This is a genomic window from Peptococcus simiae (assembly GCF_046097595.1).
Classification (GTDB): domain Bacteria; phylum Bacillota; class Peptococcia; order Peptococcales; family Peptococcaceae; genus Peptococcus; species Peptococcus simiae.
Genome location: NZ_JBJUVG010000002.1, coordinates 62,446 through 81,077 on the forward strand (window position 1 = coordinate 62,446; position 18,632 = coordinate 81,077).

Sequence of the window (18,632 nt, forward strand, 5' to 3'; positions counted from 1 at the left end):
CATGATTATTTTGGGACTTGACCCAGGGACGGCCACGACCGGATATGGCGTTATCCGCTATTTACGGGGAAGGGTTACCGGGGTTTGCTACGGTACCATCACAACGCCGGCTGAAGACGCGATGAGCCGGCGGTTATTGACCATTTATAATGAAATTGACGAAGTGATCAACCGCTTTAGGCCTGACGAAATTGCCATCGAAAAGCTTTTCTTTGGCCGGAATACGACCACCGCCATTACGGTCGGCCAGGCCCGGGGCATCCTTCTTTTACAGGCTGAAAGGCACCAGATTCCCATTGGCGAATATACGCCGATGCAGGTCAAAAGGGCGGTGGTTGGCTATGGGATGGCAGAAAAAAAACAGGTCCAGCGGATGGTCAAGGAAATCCTGCACTTGGACCACACGCCCAAGCCGGACGATGCCGCCGATGCCCTGGGGATTGCTATCTGTCATGCGCATATGAGGGGAGGGCTTTAAATGATTGGCTACCTAACAGGGAAGGTTTTTGCTCTAAACGCGAAAAGTTTAATCCTTATGGTGGGCGGCGTTGGCTATGAGCTCCAGTTTGGCTGTGACCCCCGGGTTCGTTTCCAGGTGGGTGAGGACTTATCTGTCTATACCTATACCAATGTGCGAGAGGATGCCATTGAACTCTACGCCTTTGAGACCGGCAGAGATAGGGATGTCTTCCACCAGCTGCGGTCTGTTACAGGAATCGGGGCTAAAAGTGCAGTCACCATGGTGGCGGCTGCAGGAGCAGACGAGATCATCCGGGCTGTCTTGGCTAAGGATGAGAAGGCCCTCTTGAAGCTCCCCGGCTGCGGTAAGAAGACCGCCGGACGGATTCTTTTAGAACTGGAACAGGCCTTTGACCCGGCAGACTTACCTGAAGAATGGGCACCCGACCAAGTGGTGGCCCCTTCATCAGCCTTGGATGTGGTGACCGACGCCCTTCTCGGCCTCGGTTATCAAATGGTCGAAATAGAGGCGGTCCGTCCCCTCTTATCCAAAGAGGAAGAGAACGAATCGGCCCTTTTAAAAGAAGCCTTAACCTTACTTGGTAAGCATAGGAGTTGACAGGCGTGCGCGATGAGCGAATTATATCCCCCCAAGAGCTGCCCGATGACCTAGAACATATATCCATCCGGCCCAAGACCTTTAGCGAATACATCGGTCAAGACCGGGTGAAAGCAAATATGAATATCTATGTCCAAGCGGCAAAAGACCGGGGGGAGGCCCTGGACCACGTCCTCTTTTATGGTCCCCCGGGCCTCGGTAAAACCACCTTGGCACAAATCATTGCCAATGAAATGCATGTACAGCTGCGGGTGACTTCCGGCCCGGCTATTGAGCGACCCGGGGACCTGGCAGCTATCTTGACCAACCTGGAGCCCATGGACATCCTCTTTATTGATGAAATTCACCGGATTAACCGGAGTGTCGAGGAAGTGCTCTATCCGGCGATGGAAGACTATGCCCTGGACATCATTATGGGGAAGGGGCCGGCAGCCCGAACCTTACGGGTGGACCTGGCCCCCTTCACCTTAATTGGGGCTACCACCCGGGCAGGCCTTTTAGCGGCTCCCTTAAGGGACCGGTTTGGGGTCATTGAACGGCTGGACTTTTATAGCCACCGGGACTTGGAAGAGATTATCAAGCGGAGTGCAGCCCTTTTGCAGGTGCCCATTACGGAAACCGGGGCCGGCGAGCTGGCCCGGCGGGCCCGGGGAACCCCACGGATTGCCAACCGCTTGCTGCGGCGGGTCCGGGACTTTGCCCAGGTCCAGGCGGATGGGGTGATCACCGAGGACCTGGCCAAGGCGACCCTGGATACCCTGCAAATTGACCGGCTGGGCCTGGACCAGGTGGACCGCTTATTCCTGGAAACGATTATTCTCAAGTATGGCGGTGGACCGGTTGGCCTGGATACCCTGGCGGCGACCTTAAATGAGGATAGCGGGACCCTGGAGGATATGTGTGAGCCCTTCCTCCTGCAACAGGGCTTTATTAACCGGACCCCGCGGGGCCGGATGGCCACCCCGCTGGCCTATAAGCACCTGGGTCTGACTATACCTCCAACGGATAGGGGGTCGGCAGATGGGTAAGATGCTCGTCGGCCTGGGACTGGTTCTTGTTTGCCTCGGTGGCCTGATATGGTTTTTCGAGGCAGGCGGACGGGGGATTCCCCGTTTACCTGGGGACCTGGTCATTGAAGGTGACCATGGGACCTTTTTCTTTCCAATTGTTTCTTGTATTGTCATTAGTGTGGTTCTAAGCTTGCTAATGCGCTTATTAAGATAGGTGGCAGTGATTGTGTTAAAAACGTCAGACTTTGACTATGATCTACCGGAAGAACTGATTGCCCAGCACCCCTTAGACCAGCGAAGTGCATCGCGATTGATGGTCCTGGATAAGGATACGGGGAAGGTGACCCATCATCATTTCTATGATATACTAGACGAGTTAAACGCTGGTGATATCCTGGTCTTGAATACGACTAAGGTCATCCCTGCCCGGCTCATTGGGCAGAAGCTAGGGGGAACGGCAGCGGTAGAAGTCCTGCTCTTGAAGCGGTCTACCGACTGGCCAGACTCTTGGGAATGCCTGGTCCGGCCGGGTAAACGCCTCAAACCCGGGGCCCGGATTAGCTTCGGCGATGGCCGTTTAGAGGCGGAAATCGTTGGCGTCACTGATGCCGGGCGACTCGTGGCCTTCCACTATGAGGGGATTTTTGAAGAAGTCCTGGCAGACCTGGGCACCATGCCCCTGCCCCCCTATATTCATGAAAAGCTGGATGACCCCAATCGCTATCAGACGGTTTATGCCCAGCAGAGTGGGTCAGCGGCCGCCCCAACGGCAGGTCTCCATATGACCAGCGCGCTATTAGCGGCGATTAAAGCCAAGGGCGTAGACATCTGCGAGGTCCTTTTGCATGTTGGCCTGGGCACCTTTCAACCGGTTAAGGAAGAGGATGCCATGGCCCACCAGATGCATAGCGAGTTTTATGAAGTGACGCCCCAGGCAGCTGACCAACTCAACCGGGCCAAAAGTGAGGGCCGGCGGATTATCTGCCTGGGAACGACCAGTGTCCGTACCGTTGAAAGTGCTGTAGAAGCGGGAAAAGTGAAGGCAGGGAGGGATTGGACGAATATTTTTATTTATCCTGGGTATACCTTTCAAGTAACCGATGCCCTGATCACCAACTTTCACCTGCCCAAGTCCACCCTCCTGATGCTGGTCTCTGCTCTAGCCGGCAGGGAGACCATCTTAAAGGCCTACGAAGAAGCGGTGGCCGCGCGATATCGGTTTTTCTCTTTTGGCGATGCGATGTTTATTCGATAGGAGGACCAATGGCATTTGAATTTGAACGGTTACAGGATACATCGGATTCCAAGGCGCGGTTAGGCCGGCTGCATACCCCCCATGGGGTGATTCAGACCCCAACCTTTATGCCGGTAGGAACCCAGGCGACGGTCAAGACCCTGTCGCCTGAGGAAGTCAAGGCAGCCAAGAGTCAGATTATCCTGGCCAATACCTACCACTTATACCTCCGGCCCGGCCACGAGCTGGTAAAAAAAGCCGGGGGCTTGCACCAATTTATGAATTGGCAGGGGCCCATCCTGACCGATAGTGGTGGTTTCCAGGTCTTTAGCCTGGGGGCCCTCCGTAAGATTACGGAAGAAGGAGTTCTTTTCCGGTCTCACTTGGACGGATCCAAGCACCTCTTTACACCGGAATCGGTCATGGCCATTGAAAACGCCCTGGGGGCAGATATTATCATGGCCTTTGATGAATGCACCCCGGCCGATGCGGATGAAGCTTATGCCCGCCAGTCCATGGAGAGGACCCACCGCTGGCTGAAGCGGTGTGCAGCTGCCCATGAAAATGAGGGCCAGGCCCTGTTTGGCATTGTCCAGGGGGGGATGTTCCCTGACCTCCGCCTGGAAAGTATCCACCGGACCCTGGAAGTAGACCTGCCGGGCTATGCCATTGGCGGTCTCTCTGTTGGTGAGCCGAATGAAGTTATGTATGACATGCTCGATCGCACAGCAGATGAACTTCCGAAAGACAAGCCCCGCTACTTGATGGGCGTTGGCAACCCGGATAACCTGGTAGAAGGGGTCGGCTACGGGATCGACATGTTTGACTGCGTCCAAGCCACCCGGATTGCCCGGCACGGGGCATTCTGGACCCCCTTTGGTCGAGAAAATATCCGGAATGCGAAAAATGAAGACGACTTTAGCCCCCTACAGGAAGGCTGTCAGTGCTACGCTTGCCAGCATTATTCCCGGGCTTATATCCGTCACCTCGTCCAGGCAAAGGAAGTCTTTGGTATCCGGCTCTTGTCTGTACATAATATCTATTATCTCAACCAATTGATGGAGGATCTAAGAGAGGCCCTACGAGATGACCGCTACCAGGCTTTTCGGGCGCGCTTCTTTGATCAATATAGTGTTTAGTGATGAAATGAAGGTTTAGGAGGAGACTATGACAATTTTTGCAACAAACGCTGCCGGCGGCAGCATCACCCTGATTTGGCTGGTGGCTATGTTTGGGCTCTTGTACTTTTTCGTCATGCGGCCCCAAAAGAAACAGATGAAACTGCGGAATGATATGCTGGCCAACTTAACTGTCGGCGACCATGTCGTTACTGCTGGTGGGATTACCGGCTATATTCGTGCCCTGACCGATGAATATGCTTATGTTGAAATTGCTGAAGGGCTAACCGTTGAATTAACCCGTCAGGCCATCAGCACCGTTTTAGAGAAAAATGGCGCAGACACCGTTGTTGTTGATGCGGAAACGTTTGAAGCCATTGAAGAAGAAAAGGTTGCTGACGACGTTGAGGCAGATGACGAAAAATAATCAAATGAGGCTGTCTAGCATAAAAGACGCAAAACCTGAGGTTTCGCGTCTTTTTTATCATTTAAGTAAAAGCTGGAGGGGGCAAAGGCTTGCCAACTCAAGCTTTCAGGTCTATAATGACCTTTGTCTATAATATAATTTGGGAGGGATTTTTTTGAAACGGCGAGGTTTAGCCATCGTCGCTGCTGTTGTAGTTCTTTTGGCAGTAGCGATTGTGGTTCTGTTACCGGTGTACAAGAGTCATGCCAACTTAGGGCTTGACTTACAAGGAGGCGTCCAGATACGGTTGGAGGCACCTAAGGGCACCACAGATGAAGAAATGCAGGATGCAATGGGGGTTATTTCCAACCGGGTTAACGGTTTAGGGGTAACTGAACCGGAAATCAGACGCGAAGGGACCAACCGCATCGCTGTTGAGCTACCCGGGATCGAAGATACGGAAAAGGCCATTGAACTCATTGGCACCACTGCTAAATTGGAATTTGTTCGGGCCGATACCGGTGAAGTGGTCTTAAACGGGTCACAGCTAAAGAATGCATCGGCCATTACCAATGACAAGGCCATCCAGGCCGGCGACCAGTTTGGCGTCAGCCTGAAATTCAAGAAAGATGGGGCAGATGCCTTTGCCAAGGCCACCTCTGACCTGGTAGCTAAGTTCCCGACCGGGAGAGACCCTCAACGGGTTATCCGGATTGAACTCGATGGTCAGCCAATCTCATCACCTTTCATCCAAGAACCGATTACCAATGGTGAAGCCAGTATTAGTGGTGGCTTCGAAAGCTTAAACGACGCTTCTAACTTAGCCATGCTTTTAAATGCAGGGGCCCTGCCCGTTAAGCTGGAAGTCGTTGAACAAAATACTGTCGGGGCGCAACTGGGGCCTGACGCCATTCAAAAGAGTATTAAGGCTGCAATTATTGGGAGTATTTTATTAGCCCTCTTAATCCTGGTCCTCTATATCCGACCCGGGGTCATTGCCTGCTTATCCTTAGTGCTGTATGCCCTCTTACTTGCCGGCACGCTGATTTTGATTCGGTCTACGATTACCTTACAGGTCATCGCAGCCTTCCTTTTATCTGTTGGGATGGCAGTCGATGCGAACGTGCTCATCTATGAGCGGATCAAGGAAGAGTTACGGCAAGGCAAAACGGTCCGGGTGGCAACGAAAGCAGGTTTTGAAAAAGCCTTCAGAACCGTTATTGACTCAAATGTAACAACATTAATTGCCGGGGTTGTTTTGATTGTTTTAGGCACCGGGGAAATTCGTGGCTTTGCTATTACGCTCTGCATTGGGATTGTTATCAGCTTGTTTACAGCCATCACTTTCACCCGCTTTATTTTGAACCACCTCATCTCTAGTGGCGTAGTTAAGGGGCCTGAATTTTATGGCGTTAAACGCATCGCTAAGGAGGAGGGGAGATAATGAAAAAGTTTTATTTCACATTCGTTGAAAAACGTAAAATATTTTATGCCCTCTCCATTATTTTAATGATTGCGAGCCTGGCATCGGTCCTGATTCAAGGGATGAATTTTGGGATTGACTTCACCGGCGGTACCAACCTGCACATCAGTGTCGATAAGCAGGTTAAGATTGCCGATGTTCGCCAAGCCTTAGAAAAGACCGGCCATGGCGGCGATCAGATTCAAGAATTGGCAGACGGGACTTTCCAAATCAAGACCCAGTTCATGCAACAGGACAAGCAAAATGAATACGTCAAAACCATCAGCGACCAACTCGGCAAAACCGAAGTTCTGCAGGCAACAGCTGTAGGCCCTACCATTGGCCAGGAAATCCTGCAAAAGGGGTTGATTGCACTCTTTATTGCCATGGTGCTCATGATTGCCTATATCACCGTCCGCTTCGAATGGCGGTTTGCCATTACCGGGATTATTTCCCTCTTCCACGACGTGTTTATTACTATCGGGCTCTTCTCCATCTTCCAATGGGAAGTGAACGTTACCTTTGTCGCGGCTATCTTGACCATCTTCGGTTATTCCATTAACGATACCATCGTTATCTTTGACCGGATTCGGGAAAATCTCGGTCGGGTCAAAAGGCAGGACCTGGCCCATGTGGTCAATGACAGTATCAGCGCCACCTTGCGCCGGTCACTGGTGACCTCCATCAGTACCCTGCTGCCCTTAATCGCAGTCTTCTTATTTGGTGGGGATACGACCCGCTACTTTGTCTTGGCCATGATTATCGGTATTGCATCCGGGGCTTATTCTTCCATCGGGATTGCGGCCCCCATGTGGTATGACTTCTCCATGGCCAGCAAGCGTAAACGCTTCTAAAAAATAGCTGAGAGCGTAAATATGAAAAAAACACAGCTTTTCACAACGAAAAACTTGGTGCGGATGGCCCTTATGGCCTCCATCGCAAGTGTGCTCATGTATTTTGAATTTCCCTTGCCCTTTTTGGCACCTGATTTTTACCGGATGGACTTCAGTGAAGTGCCGGTCCTGGTTGCCGGCTTTATGATGGGACCACTGGCAGCTGTTTGTGTTGAGCTCTTAAAAATCCTCATCATCTTTTTCATTAAAGGCAGTTATACTGCAGGCGTTGGTGAGCTGGCCAATTTCTTGACAGGTTGCGTTCTGGTCCTGCCGCCGGTCTTGTTGATGCAAGGCCAGCCGTCAAAAAAACGTTTGGTCGTTGGGTCGGTGGTTGGGGTTCTGCTCCTTATGCTGGCAGCAGGATTGTTGAACTACTTCCTGCTTCTGCCCCTGTATGCCAAGTTGCTCCAAGTTCCCTTGGAGGTCTATATCCAGGCCGGTGCAGCCCTCAATGGGCATATCGTTGACCTGAAGGGCCTCATTGTCCTTTGTGTTTTGCCCTTTAACCTGGTTAAGGGGGCCCTGGTGACGACCGTGGCAGGCATCCTATATGCCCGGATCGGCAACCAGCTAAAGCGCTATTGACCAATGACCGGGAATCGGTTACACTTTATAAAATAAAATGAATGCCGATGAAAAAGAGGAGTAGGGCAGGACTGACTTACCAGAGACCGGTGCAAGTGCTGGAAGTACCGGAAGAAAAGCTGCTCGAAGGTCGCTTTTGAGGTGGACTGTGGGAACAGTTCCGGTTTGTCTCGTTATCGACATAGAGGATCTTCGGATCGAAAAAAGGTGGTACCACGCAGACAGTCGTCCTTTTAGGATGGCTGTCTTTTTTTACATGAAAGGGGATATTTATGGCAAGAGAACTCGCTAAAGCGTATGATCCGTCAGCTATTGAAGAAAAATGGTATGATATTTGGGAAAAAGCCGGTTATTTTAAACCAAGCCGCGATGAAGAAAGGACGCCCTTTACCATCGTTATGCCGCCGCCGAATGTCACCGGCCGGCTGCACATGGGCCATGCCATGGATAACACCATGCAGGATATTTTAATCCGTTATCATAGACTCAAGGGGGACAACACCCTCTGGGTCCCGGGCACAGACCATGCCGGTATTGCGACCCAGGCCAAGGTAGAAGGCCTACTCCGGGAAGAAGGCTCCAGCAAGGATGAAATCGGCCGGGAGGCCTTCATTGACCGCTGCTGGCAGTGGAAAAATGAATATGGTGAAGCCATCACCCGGCAAATCCGGAAGCTGGGCTCCTCCTGTGACTGGAGCATGGAACGCTTCACCATGGATGATGTCTGCACCCATGCGGTCCGCAAGTCTTTTGCAGACCTCTACCATAAGGGACTCATTTACCAGGGGGACTATATTGTCAACTGGTGCCCTCACTGTGAAACGACGATTTCCGATATTGAAGTGGAGCACGAAGACCACCATGGCCAGCTCTACTATTTGAATTATTACACCGCTGACGGCAGCCAGCATGTGACCATTGCGACGACCCGGCCGGAGACTATCTTTGGGGACGTAGCCATTGCCGTTCACCCCGAAGATGACCGCTTTAGCCAGCTCATCGGTCAGGAAGTCCTGATTCCCCTGGCTGACCGGGCCATTCCTATTATTGCCGATGACTATGTGGATAAAGAATTTGGGACCGGGGCCCTAAAGATTACCCCCTCCCATGACGTCAATGACTTTGCTGTTGGCCAACGGCATAACCTGCCTTTCTGCGAAGTCATCGACGCAAAAGGCTATATGACTGACAAGGCCGGGGCCTATGCAGGGCTGGACCGGTTTGACTGCCGGAAAAAAATCATCCAGGACCTGGAAGGGACTAAGTACCTGCATAAGGTGGAAGACTACGATAACGCTGTCGGCCACTGCTATCGCTGCCATACAGCCATTGAACCCCGGGTCAGTAAACAGTGGTTCGTGGCCATGGAAAAATTGGTGAAGCCGGCCCTGGAAGCGGCCTACAATGGGGACATTAAATTTGTACCGGAGCGGTTCACTAAAATTTATACCAGCTGGCTGGAAAATATTCGGGACTGGTGCATCTCCCGTCAACTGTGGTGGGGGCACCGGATTCCTGTCTGGACCTGCCAGGAATGTGGGCATATTATTTGTGAAGCCCATGACCCTGATACCTGCCCGACCTGCGGGTCTAAAAAGCTCCACCAGGATGAGGACGTTCTGGATACCTGGTTTAGCTCAGGCTTATGGCCCTTCGAAGTCTTAGGCTGGCCTGAGAAGACCGCAGACCTGGACATGTTCTATCCGACCAGTGTCCTCGTGACCGGTAGGGATATCATCTTCTTCTGGGTGGCCCGGATGATTTTCGATGCCTACGAACTGACTGGCCAGAAACCCTTTGATGATGTCCTAATCCATGGCCTGGTCTTGGATGACCAAGGGCGGAAAATGAGTAAGTCTCTGGGCAATGGCATTGATCCCCTGGAAGAAATCGAACGTTATGGGGCAGATGCCTTACGGATGACCCTGGTTACCGGGACAACGCCGGGTAACGACACCCGTTACCGCCAGGAAAAAATCGAAGCCTCCCGGAACTTTACCAATAAACTTTGGAATGCTGCCCGTTTTGTTCTGATGAACCAGCCGGAAGACCAGTCCGTCCTCAAGGGTGACTTCCAGCCCCGTCACCTGTATGACCGCTGGATTGCGACTCGTCTGGCCAAGGTCGCTGTCCATGTGTCTGAATCCCTGGACCACTATGAACTGGGTGAAGCCACCCGGGCGATTACAGACTTCATCTGGGATGAATTCTGTGACTGGTATATTGAGTTGGCCAAGCCCCGTCTATATGGGAAACACGGCCTCGAGGCCCAAGTGGAGGCCCAGCAGGCATCGGCGATTGTCTTAAGAGAAGCCCTCCTACTCCTGCACCCGATTATGCCCTTTATCACAGAAGAAATCTGGCAACAGTTGCCCCATGAGGGGGAAAGTATCATGATTGCCGACTGGCCTCAAATCGAGACCTGGCTTGATGATCAGGCAGAAGCTGACATGACCCTGGTGATGGATGCCGTTAAGGCGGTCCGTGGCCTCCGCCATGATATGAATGTACCGACCGGTAAACGGGCTCCCATCCACCTGGTCATTACTGACCCAGGCCTTCGGGAGTTATTCGAAGACCAGCAGGAAGCCTTCCAGCTTTTAGCCTTTGCCTCTGATGTGAAGGTCGGGGCAGACAATGACTTGACCGAACAGGCTGTCAGTGCAGTGACCGGGTCTGTCCAGATTTTACTGCCCATTAAAGAGCTGCTGAACCTGGAAACGGAAATTGCCCGGATGGAAAAAGAAGAGAAACGCCTCCAGGGAGAAATCAAGCGCCTGGAAGGAAAACTAAACAACCAGGGCTTTGTGACCAAGGCCCCGGCTGAAGTGGTCGACCAGGAACGGGAAAAACTGACCACCTACAAGGGTGAATTGACAACTGTTGAAGACCGGCTGGATATGCTGAGAAATTTATAATCTTGTTGCAGTAGCGGTCTCGTGATATGATAAAATAACTTGGCAGCGGCACACCTGAGCAGGTGTGCCCAGGCTGCTACTTTTAGGTGAGGTGAAAAAATGATAACCGGTATGATTAGTAGTATGGAACTGCTCCTGGTCATTGTTGTCGCCTTAGTGGTCTTTGGCGGGTCGCGCCTGTCGGGTGTAGGCAAGTCTTTAGGGCAATCCGTCCGGGAGTTTAAAGAAGAAGTTTCCCAAGATGGTAAGCATGACGGTACAGAGGAAGACAAGGATCAAGACCATAAGGACGAAAGCAAATGATCTCTGGGGCAATCGGTTTCGGTGAATTAATCCTTATTTTGCTGGCAGCTGTCCTGGTCCTAGGGCCGGATAAGGCGCCACAAACGGCCCGCCAATTTGGCCGGGTTGTCAGGGAGTTCCGCCAAACCATCAATGGCGTCACCGATGATTTGAAAAATGATTTAACGGATGGCCTGGACCCGGATGAAATCAAGGGCGATATGGACGCTGTCCGTCGCGGCCAAGAGGCCAGCCATGACTTTATTCGGGACCTTATCAAGGAGCCGGATACACAGAAAAAGGATAAGGACCAGTAAAGGAAGTGAGGGAGCCAATGGCCGATAAGGAATTACCGCTATCCGCGCACTTTAAAGCCTTGCGCCGTGTTATTCTGGTGAGCGTCATAGCTGTTGGCTTAACCAGCTTACTCTGCTTTGGCTTGTGGCGGGAGCTCTTAATGGGCTGGCTGACAGCACCCATTCAGGCCGAGGGACAGAAGCTGATTTTTATCGGTGTCTCTGAAGGCTTTATCGCCTACTTTAAAGTCAGTCTCATGGCAGGGCTTGTCCTGGCCAGTCCGGTTGTTGTTTGGCAGGTTTTTTCTTTTATCCTGCCGGCCCTTTATAAAAATGAACGGGTTTTGGTGTTGACAGCCAGCCTGGTGGGCACCCTCTTATTTTTAGCCGGCCTTGCTTTCGGGTATATATTGGTATTGAAGCCGGCACTTGGTATTTTGCTTTACCAGTTTGGGGGCAATTTTGAACCCCAAATCACAGCAAACTACTACCTGGACTTTGTCGGCCGCTTTTTACTGCCCTTTGGCCTGATTTTTGAGATGCCCTTGCTGGCCTGGCTTTTAGCTAAAGCCGGCCTGGTCAAGGCTCAGTCTCTCAAGAAATGGCGGCGGTATGTAGTGATTATTATCCTCTTTTTGGCAGCTGTCCTCACACCACCGGATGTGGTCAGTCAACTGCTCTTGGCCTTGCCCATGCTGGTCCTCTATGAGGTATCCATTCGGATTTGCCAAGTGGTTGAAGCTAGGACGGCCCGGAAAAAAGCATCCTAGGAGGGGTCTAATATGCCTTCAAAAAAATATAGTATTCTATCCCTAATGGCTAAAGATATCATTGATATTCGGTCCGGTCGTCTGTTAAATGGACGGTCCCGCTGGTTATTCCATGAAGCCAAGCCTTCATTAACTGGCCTGGCCTTATCCAACCAGGGCTTTATTCCCCAGGCGGGGATAAAGGCCTATGCCGGTGACGTGGTTGTTATTGATGACATCGCAGAGGAAGGGGCCTTGGCGGGCCATGACCTCATTGGCCTGCCCATTATTAATGAAAAGGGGATTTTACTGGCAAAGATTATCGATGCCGCTATTGATGGAGAAGGCAAGCTCGTAGAACTCCTTGTTACCGGTGGCCGGCTGGAACAAGCACCCGGGCAACCGGTGGCCCTTGCCATGCGGGAAGACTGCCGGCTGGGTACGGATGCCCTAATCGTTGCCGGCGATACTGAGCAAATGGACCTCCTCCCTGCAGATACGGCCCTATACCAGGAAGCCCTTAAGCTGGGCCAAGGTAGCAAGGAAGGGGCTGGCGGGCAAAAGTCAGAAGAAATTCTTAACCGCTTAGGTGAACAGTTAAATGACCTCGGTGGGAAAATAAGCGACCGGGTCAAAAATGCCAATACCGATGAAATGATCAATGACTTCAACCGGGTGACCAGTAAGATTAACAGCCAGTTGGGCGATCTCTTTGACAAGGTCATGGAAAAAACCTCTCGGGACCGGCATGAACGGGACGTTGAGGTGGTTATGCAGGATCTGGGCGGCCAAACCGTTTCCCAGTCGATTAATAATAAGGAAGGCCAGGCCATTATAGGCCCAGGTGAGCCCATTACCGTTCGGGTAATCAAGGAAATCATCCAAGCGGATAAAATAACTGAGCTCTACCGGATGGCTACATCAGTATATGAAGAGGAGCGTAATCGAGATGACCTTAAAGACCAATAAGACCTGTACCCTATCCGAACTGCAGGAAGGGACCCTAGGGGAAATTGTTGCCATTGATAACGAAGGAATTTTCGAGCAGATTGGCGCCCATGTTGGGATGACTGTTGTGGTCTTGAAGCGGGCCGTCGCCTCTCTTATCCAAATCGGCACCGGCCAGCTGGAAGTCCCCCAGGAAATTTGTGACCATATCCGGGTGGTCCCCCTGGTCAGTGCCAGTCAATAAAAAAAATAGATTGATCCAATAAATAAACCGACTAGTAAGGTCGGGTAATGGCTAGCTTTCAGAAAATTATCTGCTATAATAGTAGTGTTAATATAATCCATATATTTTTTATATCTTTTAAATTTTTAAATTTGGAGGAAGGCTTAATGGCAAGAAAACCCTTAGAAGAAAAAAATTATGACTTAATCATCTTAGGTGGCGGTCCTGCTGGTTTAGCAGCCGGTATTTATGGTGGCCGGGCAAAAATGAATACCTTGATTATTGAAAAAGGTAGCGTTGGCGGCCGGGCCTTTACCACCCGCGAAATCGTTAACTATCCCGGTTTCCCGGATACCACTGGTCCTGAACTCACTGGTATCATGCGTGACCATGCTGAAAAATTCGGCTGCACCATTACGAAAGAAACCATTAAAACCGTTGACTTTAGTGATGACATGAAGGTCCTCACAACCCGTAAAAATAAGTACACAGCACCAGCCGTGATTATTGCAACCGGGACTGAAGCCCGCGTTTTAGGTATTCCCGGTGAAAAAGAATTCACCGGTGACGGCGTTGCTTATTGCGCCACCTGTGACGCTGAATTCTTCCAAGACCAACACGTTGTTGTTGTCGGCAGCGGCGACCAAGCCATTGAAGAAGGTATGTTCATCGCTAAGTTTGCTGAAAAGATCACCGTTATCGTTTTACACGAAGAAGGTATCTTAGACTGCAACAAGCAAGCTGCTGAACGGGCCTTTAAGCACCCCAAAATGAACTTCGTATGGAACTCTGTTTTAGATGCCATTTATGGTGAAGACAGTGTTGAAGGCGTTAAGGTAAAAAATGTTAAAACTGGTGAAATCAATGACCTGGCTTGCCAAGGGGTATTTTTCTTTGTTGGCCTGGTGCCGCAAACGGCCTTCCTGGAAGGGACCGGCCTTGAAACCAGCTCCCGGGGCTACATTCCGACCACCGACCTGATGGAAACTAACCTAGAAGGGATTTACGCTGTCGGTGACGTCCGTGACAAATATTTACGGCAAATTGCAACCGCTGTCGGTGATGGGGCTACTGCTGCTACCGCTGCTGAACGGTTCATTGAAGAGCAAAAAGATATTCAAGAAAACATCATGAACTCTGACAAGCCGCTCTTACTCTCCTTCTGGACCCCGGACTATGATGACAGCTTGGAAAAAGTCAATGCTGTTGACAAAGTCGTAGCTGAATCCGGTTTAGACTATAAGACCATGGAAGCAGACTACACCCGGAAGAAAACCCTGGCTTCTAAGTTCGGTGTTGAGTTAAATGATAATAAACACGCTGCAGTTATCATCATTAAAGATGGTAAAAAGGCTGGCGAATTAGACCTGGCCGGCGACATTGCAAGCCAATTAAAATAATCATTTTATATCCAAACAAACACTCGCTTTCGGGCGAGTGTTCGTTTTATTTACTTCAAATTAGGTGTATAAAAGGCTAAGACTGGACAAATGAGACGACATGCGGTATTATAAGTAAAAATTATGCTTTACTTGAATAAAGGGGAGAAAACCAATGTCAGAACCGATTCGTAATATTATGGAAACGGATGTTTATACGGTTAACGAAAAAGATACTATTGCTGATGTTCTGCGGGTGCTTGTCGATAAAAAGACCAGTGGGCTACCTATTATTGATGACAACCAATCCATCGTAGGCTTTATCAGTGATGGTGATATTATGAAATATATCGCCAAACAAGACCCTCGTATTATTGATATGACCAGTTTTATCACCGTTTGGTATGATATTGAAAGCTTCGACCAAAAACTGGAAGACCTCCTTAAAATCAATGTCATGGAATTGGCCACAACCAAGGCTATTACCGTCAATGAAGACGAGGCCATTGACGATGTGGCAAGAATCCTCGGCAAGAAGAAAATCAAAAAAGTACCGGTAGAAGCTGATGGCAAACTCGTTGGCGTTATCAGTCGGTCGAATATTATCCGCTATATTGTTCAGAAACACTTGTCCTAATTTAGGGAGGATTCATGGAGACGCAAACCATTAAAGCGGTTATTACCGTTGTGGGCAAAGACCACCAGGGGATTATCAGCCGGGTGTCCACGGAGCTCGCTAAAAACAGTGTCAATATCCTGGACATTAGTCAGACCATCATTGACGGCTTTTTTTCTATGATTATGGTCGTCGATATTTCTTCAGCAACCATCCAATTGTCTGATTTAAACGAGGCCTTGCAAGGTATCGCTGAAGAAACTAAAACACAAATTACCTGTCAGCACGAAGATATTTTTAACTTCATGCACCGGGTATAGATGGGAGCTACCAATGAAACTGAGCCTAACCCCAACAGAAATTTTTGAAACCATCCATATGGTCTCTGAGGAGAACCTGGATATTCGCACCATTACCATGGGTATTTCTTTGCGGGACTGTATCTCGAGAAATGTGGATGATGTTTCCCGCCGGATTTATGACAAGATCACCCGGTATGCAGAACACTTAGTGGAAACTGGTGAAGCGATTTCTGCTGAGTATGGGATTCCCATTATCAATAAAAGGGTGTCTGTAACGCCAATCTCCATTATTGGCGAAGCCTGTGATAAACGGGACTATGTGGCCCTGGCCAAGGCCCTGGACCGTGCCGCCAAGACCGTCGGTGTGGACTTTTTGGGGGGCTTTTCCGCCCTGGTCCAAAAGGGGATGACGGATGCTGAGCGGGAGCTCATTGCCAGCATTCCGGAAGCCTTGGCTGAGACAGACCTGGTTTGCTCTTCAGTCAATGTAGGGTCCAGCAAAGCCGGCATTAATATGGATGCAGTGGCCTTCCTGGGCGATATTATCAAGGAAACGGCTGAGCGGACCAAGGATAGGGAAGCCTTGGGCTGTGCCAAGTTTGTTGCCTTTTGTAACGCTGTTGAAGATAACCCCTTTATGGCCGGGGCCTTTCACGGGATTGGTGAAGGGGCAGCGGTCTTAAGCGTTGGGGTTAGCGGTCCGGGCGTTGTCCTGGCAGCCCTCCAGAATCGAGAAGAAGAGAGCTTTGATGCTATTGCTGAGCGCATTAAGCGGATGGCCTATAAGATTACCCGCAGCGGCGAAATGGTCGGGCGGGTCGCAGCTGACCGCCTGGGGGTCCCCTTTGGGATTGTTGACTTGTCCTTGGCGCCGACGCCGGCGGTCGGTGATTCGGTGGCGGATATCCTGGAAGCCATTGGCCTGGAACGGGTAGGGGCCCATGGGACGACAGCGGCCCTAGCCATGCTCAATGACGCGGTTAAAAAAGGCGGTGCCATGGCCAGCTCCCATGTAGGGGGCCTGTCAGGTGCCTTTATTCCGGTCAGTGAAGATGCCGGGATGATCCGTGCAGCAGAAGAGGGGGCCTTATCTTTTGATAAGCTCGAGGCCATGACCTCAGTTTGCTCGGTCGGCATTGATATGGTCGCCATTCCTGGCGATACCCCGGCGTCGACCATTGCAGCCATGATTGCTGACGAAGCAGCCATCGGTATGATTAACCGTAAAACGACTGCGGTCAGGGTTATTCCTGTGCCGGGTAAGACCGTTGGCGACAAGGTCGAATTTGGCGGTCTCTTAGGCTACGCGCCTATTATGGATGTGAGCAGCTATAGCTCGGATGTTTTTGTCGCACGTGGCGGTCGGATTCCGGCGCCCATTCATGCGCTGAATAATTAATCGGGAGGACCTGCTGTGGTTTTTTTTGGCAAGAAAAAGGACGAAGAATCGCCGGATATTCGGTATCAAGAGGCAAGGGATGAGCTGCAAAATATGGTCGATGACAGTGGATCGAACCAGGAAAAGTTTGACAAGCTCATCGCTGCTATGGACAAGGCCCGGTTGGCGGAATACGCCAGTTATATTGCCCATCCTTTCCGCTTATTATTCATGAATTTCCTTATTGGTCTGGCCAGAGGTTTGGGGGGCACTATCGGGTTGGCCCTGGTCCTGACCATTGCCGGTATGATTTTGAAAAATATCATAACCATGAACCTGCCAGGTATTAGCGAATGGCTTGCCCAACTCCTGTCCATGGTCAATAGTTTTGAATAGGCCTATGAATATGAAATTTTGGGCAGCAGTGCTGTCTCTTATCGGCCTGGACCAGGTGACCAAGTGGGTCGTTCGCCAAGAGCTGGCCTTGGGTGAATCCATTCCGGTGATTCCTTCGGTCATGTCATTCACTTATATCGAAAATCCAGGGGCGGCCTTTGGCATCTTAGCCGGTAATCGGGGTCTTTTTATTGTGATTACCCTTGTCTTGCTGGCTGTCCTGGTTTGGTACCGGTCCCAGGCCCGTCAGCGGTCTATTTGGCTGGATAGCGCCACAGCCTTGATTATTGCCGGGGCCCTTGGCAACTTGATTGACCGCCTGGTTAAGGGACGGGTGACGGATTTTTTTGATTTCCATGTTTTCCCGATTTTTAATGTAGCGGATATTGCAGTGACTTGTGGTGTTGGATTAATGGTGGTGTATATTCTAAAGTATGAATCCGATGCAAAACCATCATGACTTAAAAGTGAGAGCGGGCCGGGATATTCGGCTGGACCTTTGGCTGGCAGCTGAATTGGACACGAGCCGGTCTTCCGTCCGGAAGGCTGTCAAAGAGGGCCGGGTCTTTGTCAATGGCCAGCCGGTCAGCAAGGCCGGGCATCTCCTGCAAGAGGGGGATAACCTTCAAGTAGAGGCCCCATCTTTAATCCACCTGACACCTGTAGACATGCACTTAGACATATTGTATGAAGATGACCAGCTTCTTGTCGTCAATAAACCAGCGGGCCTCTTGGTCCACCCAAGTGGCAATGACGGTGAGCCAACGCTTGTTCATGGCCTCCTCGCTCATACCCGGCTATCGGCAGGTAGTGAGTATTACCGGCCGGGGATTGTTCATCGGCTGGATCGGGATACCTCTGGGGCCTTATTGGTTGCCAAGACGGACCGAGCCCATGTAAAACTGGCCGCGGGATTTCAGTCCCACCGGTTTTTACGGCGCTACTTAACCATCGTAGAGGGTTGCCTGCCCTTTGCTTTTCACCGGGTTCAGGCGCCGATAGGTCGGATTACAGGCCACCCCTTTAAACGTGAAATCAAGCCCGAAGGCCGCTTGGCCATCAGCGACATCGATTGCTTGGCTTACAGTGAGGGTTACTCTTTAGCCGCGGTTCGTCTGTGGACGGGTCGCACCCACCAGGTGCGCCTCCACATGGCCCATCTTGGCCATCCCTGTCTGGGCGACTGGCTCTATGGGGAGAAGAGAACGGACCTGGGCTTTAAGGGGCAGGCTTTACATAGTTGGGAGCTGCAGTTCACTCATCCGGAAACGAACCGGCTCATAACAATCTTTGCACCGCCGATTGGGGTGATGGAAAAAGCCCTTTTGGATCATTTTTCCTATTATCATTTTTAAA

General features: G+C 50.9%; 23 protein-coding genes and 1 other annotated feature. All 23 genes read left to right on the forward strand.

Annotated elements, in window-relative coordinates:
- Position 1 precedes the first annotated feature (1 nt).
- The 23 genes from ruvC (at position 2) to ACKQTC_RS01840 (ending at position 18,631) form a co-directional block, all read left to right on the forward strand.
- Positions 2 to 478, forward strand: coding sequence for a crossover junction endodeoxyribonuclease RuvC (ruvC, locus tag ACKQTC_RS01730; protein WP_408976708.1), 477 nt, complete (start codon positions 2 to 4; stop codon positions 476 to 478).
- Positions 479 to 1,078 carry a Holliday junction branch migration protein RuvA gene (gene ruvA, locus ACKQTC_RS01735; protein ID WP_408976709.1) on the forward strand — a complete coding sequence of 200 codons (600 nt, stop codon included), beginning with the start codon at positions 479 to 481 and terminating at the stop codon, positions 1,076 to 1,078.
- The gene (gene ruvB, locus ACKQTC_RS01740; RefSeq protein WP_408976710.1) at positions 1,075 to 2,106 is read left to right on the forward strand and encodes a Holliday junction branch migration DNA helicase RuvB; all 1,032 of its coding nucleotides are present in this window, start codon (positions 1,075 to 1,077) and stop codon (positions 2,104 to 2,106) included. The genes ruvA and ruvB overlap by 4 nt, the downstream gene beginning before the upstream one ends.
- Position 2,107: 1 nt before the next feature.
- On the forward strand, positions 2,108 to 2,302 hold the full coding sequence (locus tag ACKQTC_RS01745) for a DUF2905 domain-containing protein (RefSeq protein ID WP_408976937.1): 195 nt from the start codon (positions 2,108 to 2,110) through the stop codon (positions 2,300 to 2,302).
- Positions 2,303 to 2,314: 12 nt separating this feature from the next.
- Positions 2,315 to 3,343, forward strand: a complete 1,029-nt coding sequence (gene queA, locus ACKQTC_RS01750) for a tRNA preQ1(34) S-adenosylmethionine ribosyltransferase-isomerase QueA (RefSeq protein ID WP_408976711.1) — start codon at positions 2,315 to 2,317, stop codon at positions 3,341 to 3,343.
- An 8-nt stretch (positions 3,344 to 3,351) separates the two neighbouring features.
- Positions 3,352 to 4,461 carry a tRNA guanosine(34) transglycosylase Tgt gene (gene tgt, locus ACKQTC_RS01755; protein ID WP_408976712.1) on the forward strand — a complete coding sequence of 370 codons (1,110 nt, stop codon included), beginning with the start codon at positions 3,352 to 3,354 and terminating at the stop codon, positions 4,459 to 4,461.
- A gap of 28 nt (positions 4,462 to 4,489) precedes the next feature.
- Complete coding sequence (gene yajC / locus ACKQTC_RS01760) at positions 4,490 to 4,867, forward strand: preprotein translocase subunit YajC (protein ID WP_408976713.1); 378 nt, start codon at positions 4,490 to 4,492, stop codon at positions 4,865 to 4,867.
- 154 nt (positions 4,868 to 5,021) lie between these two features.
- Positions 5,022 to 6,290: a protein translocase subunit SecD gene (secD, locus tag ACKQTC_RS01765; protein WP_408976714.1), complete on the forward strand. Its 1,269-nt coding sequence runs from the start codon at positions 5,022 to 5,024 to the stop codon at positions 6,288 to 6,290.
- Positions 6,290 to 7,162: a protein translocase subunit SecF gene (secF, locus tag ACKQTC_RS01770; protein ID WP_408976715.1), complete on the forward strand. Its 873-nt coding sequence runs from the start codon at positions 6,290 to 6,292 to the stop codon at positions 7,160 to 7,162. The genes secD and secF overlap by 1 nt, the downstream gene beginning before the upstream one ends.
- 21 nt (positions 7,163 to 7,183) lie before the next feature.
- On the forward strand, positions 7,184 to 7,789 hold the full coding sequence (locus tag ACKQTC_RS01775; protein WP_408976716.1) for an ECF transporter S component: 606 nt from the start codon (positions 7,184 to 7,186) through the stop codon (positions 7,787 to 7,789).
- 38 nt (positions 7,790 to 7,827) lie between these two features.
- Positions 7,828 to 8,025 (forward strand) — a binding site (T-box leader).
- A 36-nt stretch (positions 8,026 to 8,061) separates the two neighbouring features.
- Positions 8,062 to 10,707, forward strand: a complete 2,646-nt coding sequence (locus ACKQTC_RS01780) for a valine--tRNA ligase (RefSeq protein ID WP_408976717.1) — start codon at positions 8,062 to 8,064, stop codon at positions 10,705 to 10,707.
- A 111-nt stretch (positions 10,708 to 10,818) separates the two neighbouring features.
- Positions 10,819 to 11,010, forward strand: coding sequence for a twin-arginine translocase TatA/TatE family subunit (locus tag ACKQTC_RS01785; RefSeq protein WP_408976718.1), 192 nt, complete (start codon positions 10,819 to 10,821; stop codon positions 11,008 to 11,010).
- A complete protein-coding gene (locus ACKQTC_RS01790) occupies positions 11,007 to 11,306 on the forward strand; it encodes a twin-arginine translocase TatA/TatE family subunit (RefSeq protein ID WP_408976719.1) in 300 nt (99 codons plus the stop codon). The genes ACKQTC_RS01785 and ACKQTC_RS01790 overlap by 4 nt, the downstream gene beginning before the upstream one ends.
- A 17-nt stretch (positions 11,307 to 11,323) precedes the next feature.
- Positions 11,324 to 12,055, forward strand: a complete 732-nt coding sequence (gene tatC, locus ACKQTC_RS01795; protein ID WP_408976720.1) for a twin-arginine translocase subunit TatC — start codon at positions 11,324 to 11,326, stop codon at positions 12,053 to 12,055.
- 12 nt (positions 12,056 to 12,067) lie between these two features.
- Complete coding sequence (locus ACKQTC_RS01800) at positions 12,068 to 13,003, forward strand: PRC-barrel domain-containing protein (RefSeq protein ID WP_408976721.1); 936 nt, start codon at positions 12,068 to 12,070, stop codon at positions 13,001 to 13,003.
- Positions 12,984 to 13,226: a FeoA family protein gene (locus tag ACKQTC_RS01805; RefSeq protein ID WP_408976722.1), complete on the forward strand. Its 243-nt coding sequence runs from the start codon at positions 12,984 to 12,986 to the stop codon at positions 13,224 to 13,226. Before ACKQTC_RS01800 ends, ACKQTC_RS01805 begins: the two co-directional genes overlap by 20 nt.
- 146 nt (positions 13,227 to 13,372) lie before the next feature.
- The gene (trxB, locus tag ACKQTC_RS01810) at positions 13,373 to 14,605 is read left to right on the forward strand and encodes a thioredoxin-disulfide reductase (protein ID WP_408976723.1); all 1,233 of its coding nucleotides are present in this window, start codon (positions 13,373 to 13,375) and stop codon (positions 14,603 to 14,605) included.
- Positions 14,606 to 14,759: 154 nt separating this feature from the next.
- Complete coding sequence (locus tag ACKQTC_RS01815; protein WP_408976724.1) at positions 14,760 to 15,221, forward strand: CBS domain-containing protein; 462 nt, start codon at positions 14,760 to 14,762, stop codon at positions 15,219 to 15,221.
- A gap of 14 nt (positions 15,222 to 15,235) precedes the next feature.
- Positions 15,236 to 15,520 (forward strand): ACT domain-containing protein, encoded by a 285-nt coding sequence (locus ACKQTC_RS01820; RefSeq protein ID WP_408976725.1) that lies wholly within the window; start codon positions 15,236 to 15,238, stop codon positions 15,518 to 15,520.
- 13 nt (positions 15,521 to 15,533) lie between these two features.
- Positions 15,534 to 16,901 (forward strand): PFL family protein, encoded by a 1,368-nt coding sequence (locus ACKQTC_RS01825; protein WP_408976726.1) that lies wholly within the window; start codon positions 15,534 to 15,536, stop codon positions 16,899 to 16,901.
- 15 nt (positions 16,902 to 16,916) lie between these two features.
- Entirely contained in the window at positions 16,917 to 17,276 is a 360-nt protein-coding gene (locus ACKQTC_RS01830; RefSeq protein WP_408976727.1) for a DUF5665 domain-containing protein, read from the forward strand.
- Between the two features lie 4 nt (positions 17,277 to 17,280).
- Positions 17,281 to 17,736, forward strand: coding sequence for a signal peptidase II (gene lspA / locus ACKQTC_RS01835; protein ID WP_408976728.1), 456 nt, complete (start codon positions 17,281 to 17,283; stop codon positions 17,734 to 17,736).
- Positions 17,711 to 18,631, forward strand: coding sequence for an RluA family pseudouridine synthase (locus tag ACKQTC_RS01840; protein ID WP_408976729.1), 921 nt, complete (start codon positions 17,711 to 17,713; stop codon positions 18,629 to 18,631). The genes lspA and ACKQTC_RS01840 overlap by 26 nt, the downstream gene beginning before the upstream one ends.
- The last annotated feature ends 1 nt before the right edge of the window (position 18,632 follow it).

What these genes read in the sequence shown, in the direction of transcription:
- ruvC (WP_408976708.1), top strand. Translation starts at nt 2, where the DNA reads ATGATTATTTTGGGACTTGACCCAGGGACGGCCACGACCGGATATGGC.
- ruvA (WP_408976709.1), top strand. Translation starts at nt 479, where the DNA reads ATGATTGGCTACCTAACAGGGAAGGTTTTTGCTCTAAACGCGAAAAGT.
- ACKQTC_RS01745 (WP_408976937.1), top strand. Translation starts at nt 2,108, where the DNA reads ATGCTCGTCGGCCTGGGACTGGTTCTTGTTTGCCTCGGTGGCCTGATA.
- tgt (WP_408976712.1), top strand. Translation starts at nt 3,352, where the DNA reads ATGGCATTTGAATTTGAACGGTTACAGGATACATCGGATTCCAAGGCG.
- yajC (WP_408976713.1), top strand. Translation starts at nt 4,490, where the DNA reads ATGACAATTTTTGCAACAAACGCTGCCGGCGGCAGCATCACCCTGATT.
- secF (WP_408976715.1), top strand. Translation starts at nt 6,290, where the DNA reads ATGAAAAAGTTTTATTTCACATTCGTTGAAAAACGTAAAATATTTTAT.
- ACKQTC_RS01775 (WP_408976716.1), top strand. Translation starts at nt 7,184, where the DNA reads ATGAAAAAAACACAGCTTTTCACAACGAAAAACTTGGTGCGGATGGCC.
- ACKQTC_RS01780 (WP_408976717.1), top strand. Translation starts at nt 8,062, where the DNA reads ATGGCAAGAGAACTCGCTAAAGCGTATGATCCGTCAGCTATTGAAGAA.
- ACKQTC_RS01785 (WP_408976718.1), top strand. Translation starts at nt 10,819, where the DNA reads ATGATTAGTAGTATGGAACTGCTCCTGGTCATTGTTGTCGCCTTAGTG.
- ACKQTC_RS01790 (WP_408976719.1), top strand. Translation starts at nt 11,007, where the DNA reads ATGATCTCTGGGGCAATCGGTTTCGGTGAATTAATCCTTATTTTGCTG.
- tatC (WP_408976720.1), top strand. Translation starts at nt 11,324, where the DNA reads ATGGCCGATAAGGAATTACCGCTATCCGCGCACTTTAAAGCCTTGCGC.
- ACKQTC_RS01800 (WP_408976721.1), top strand. Translation starts at nt 12,068, where the DNA reads ATGCCTTCAAAAAAATATAGTATTCTATCCCTAATGGCTAAAGATATC.
- ACKQTC_RS01805 (WP_408976722.1), top strand. Translation starts at nt 12,984, where the DNA reads ATGACCTTAAAGACCAATAAGACCTGTACCCTATCCGAACTGCAGGAA.
- trxB (WP_408976723.1), top strand. Translation starts at nt 13,373, where the DNA reads ATGGCAAGAAAACCCTTAGAAGAAAAAAATTATGACTTAATCATCTTA.
- ACKQTC_RS01815 (WP_408976724.1), top strand. Translation starts at nt 14,760, where the DNA reads ATGTCAGAACCGATTCGTAATATTATGGAAACGGATGTTTATACGGTT.
- ACKQTC_RS01820 (WP_408976725.1), top strand. Translation starts at nt 15,236, where the DNA reads ATGGAGACGCAAACCATTAAAGCGGTTATTACCGTTGTGGGCAAAGAC.
- ACKQTC_RS01825 (WP_408976726.1), top strand. Translation starts at nt 15,534, where the DNA reads ATGAAACTGAGCCTAACCCCAACAGAAATTTTTGAAACCATCCATATG.
- lspA (WP_408976728.1), top strand. Translation starts at nt 17,281, where the DNA reads ATGAATATGAAATTTTGGGCAGCAGTGCTGTCTCTTATCGGCCTGGAC.
- ACKQTC_RS01840 (WP_408976729.1), top strand. Translation starts at nt 17,711, where the DNA reads ATGAATCCGATGCAAAACCATCATGACTTAAAAGTGAGAGCGGGCCGG.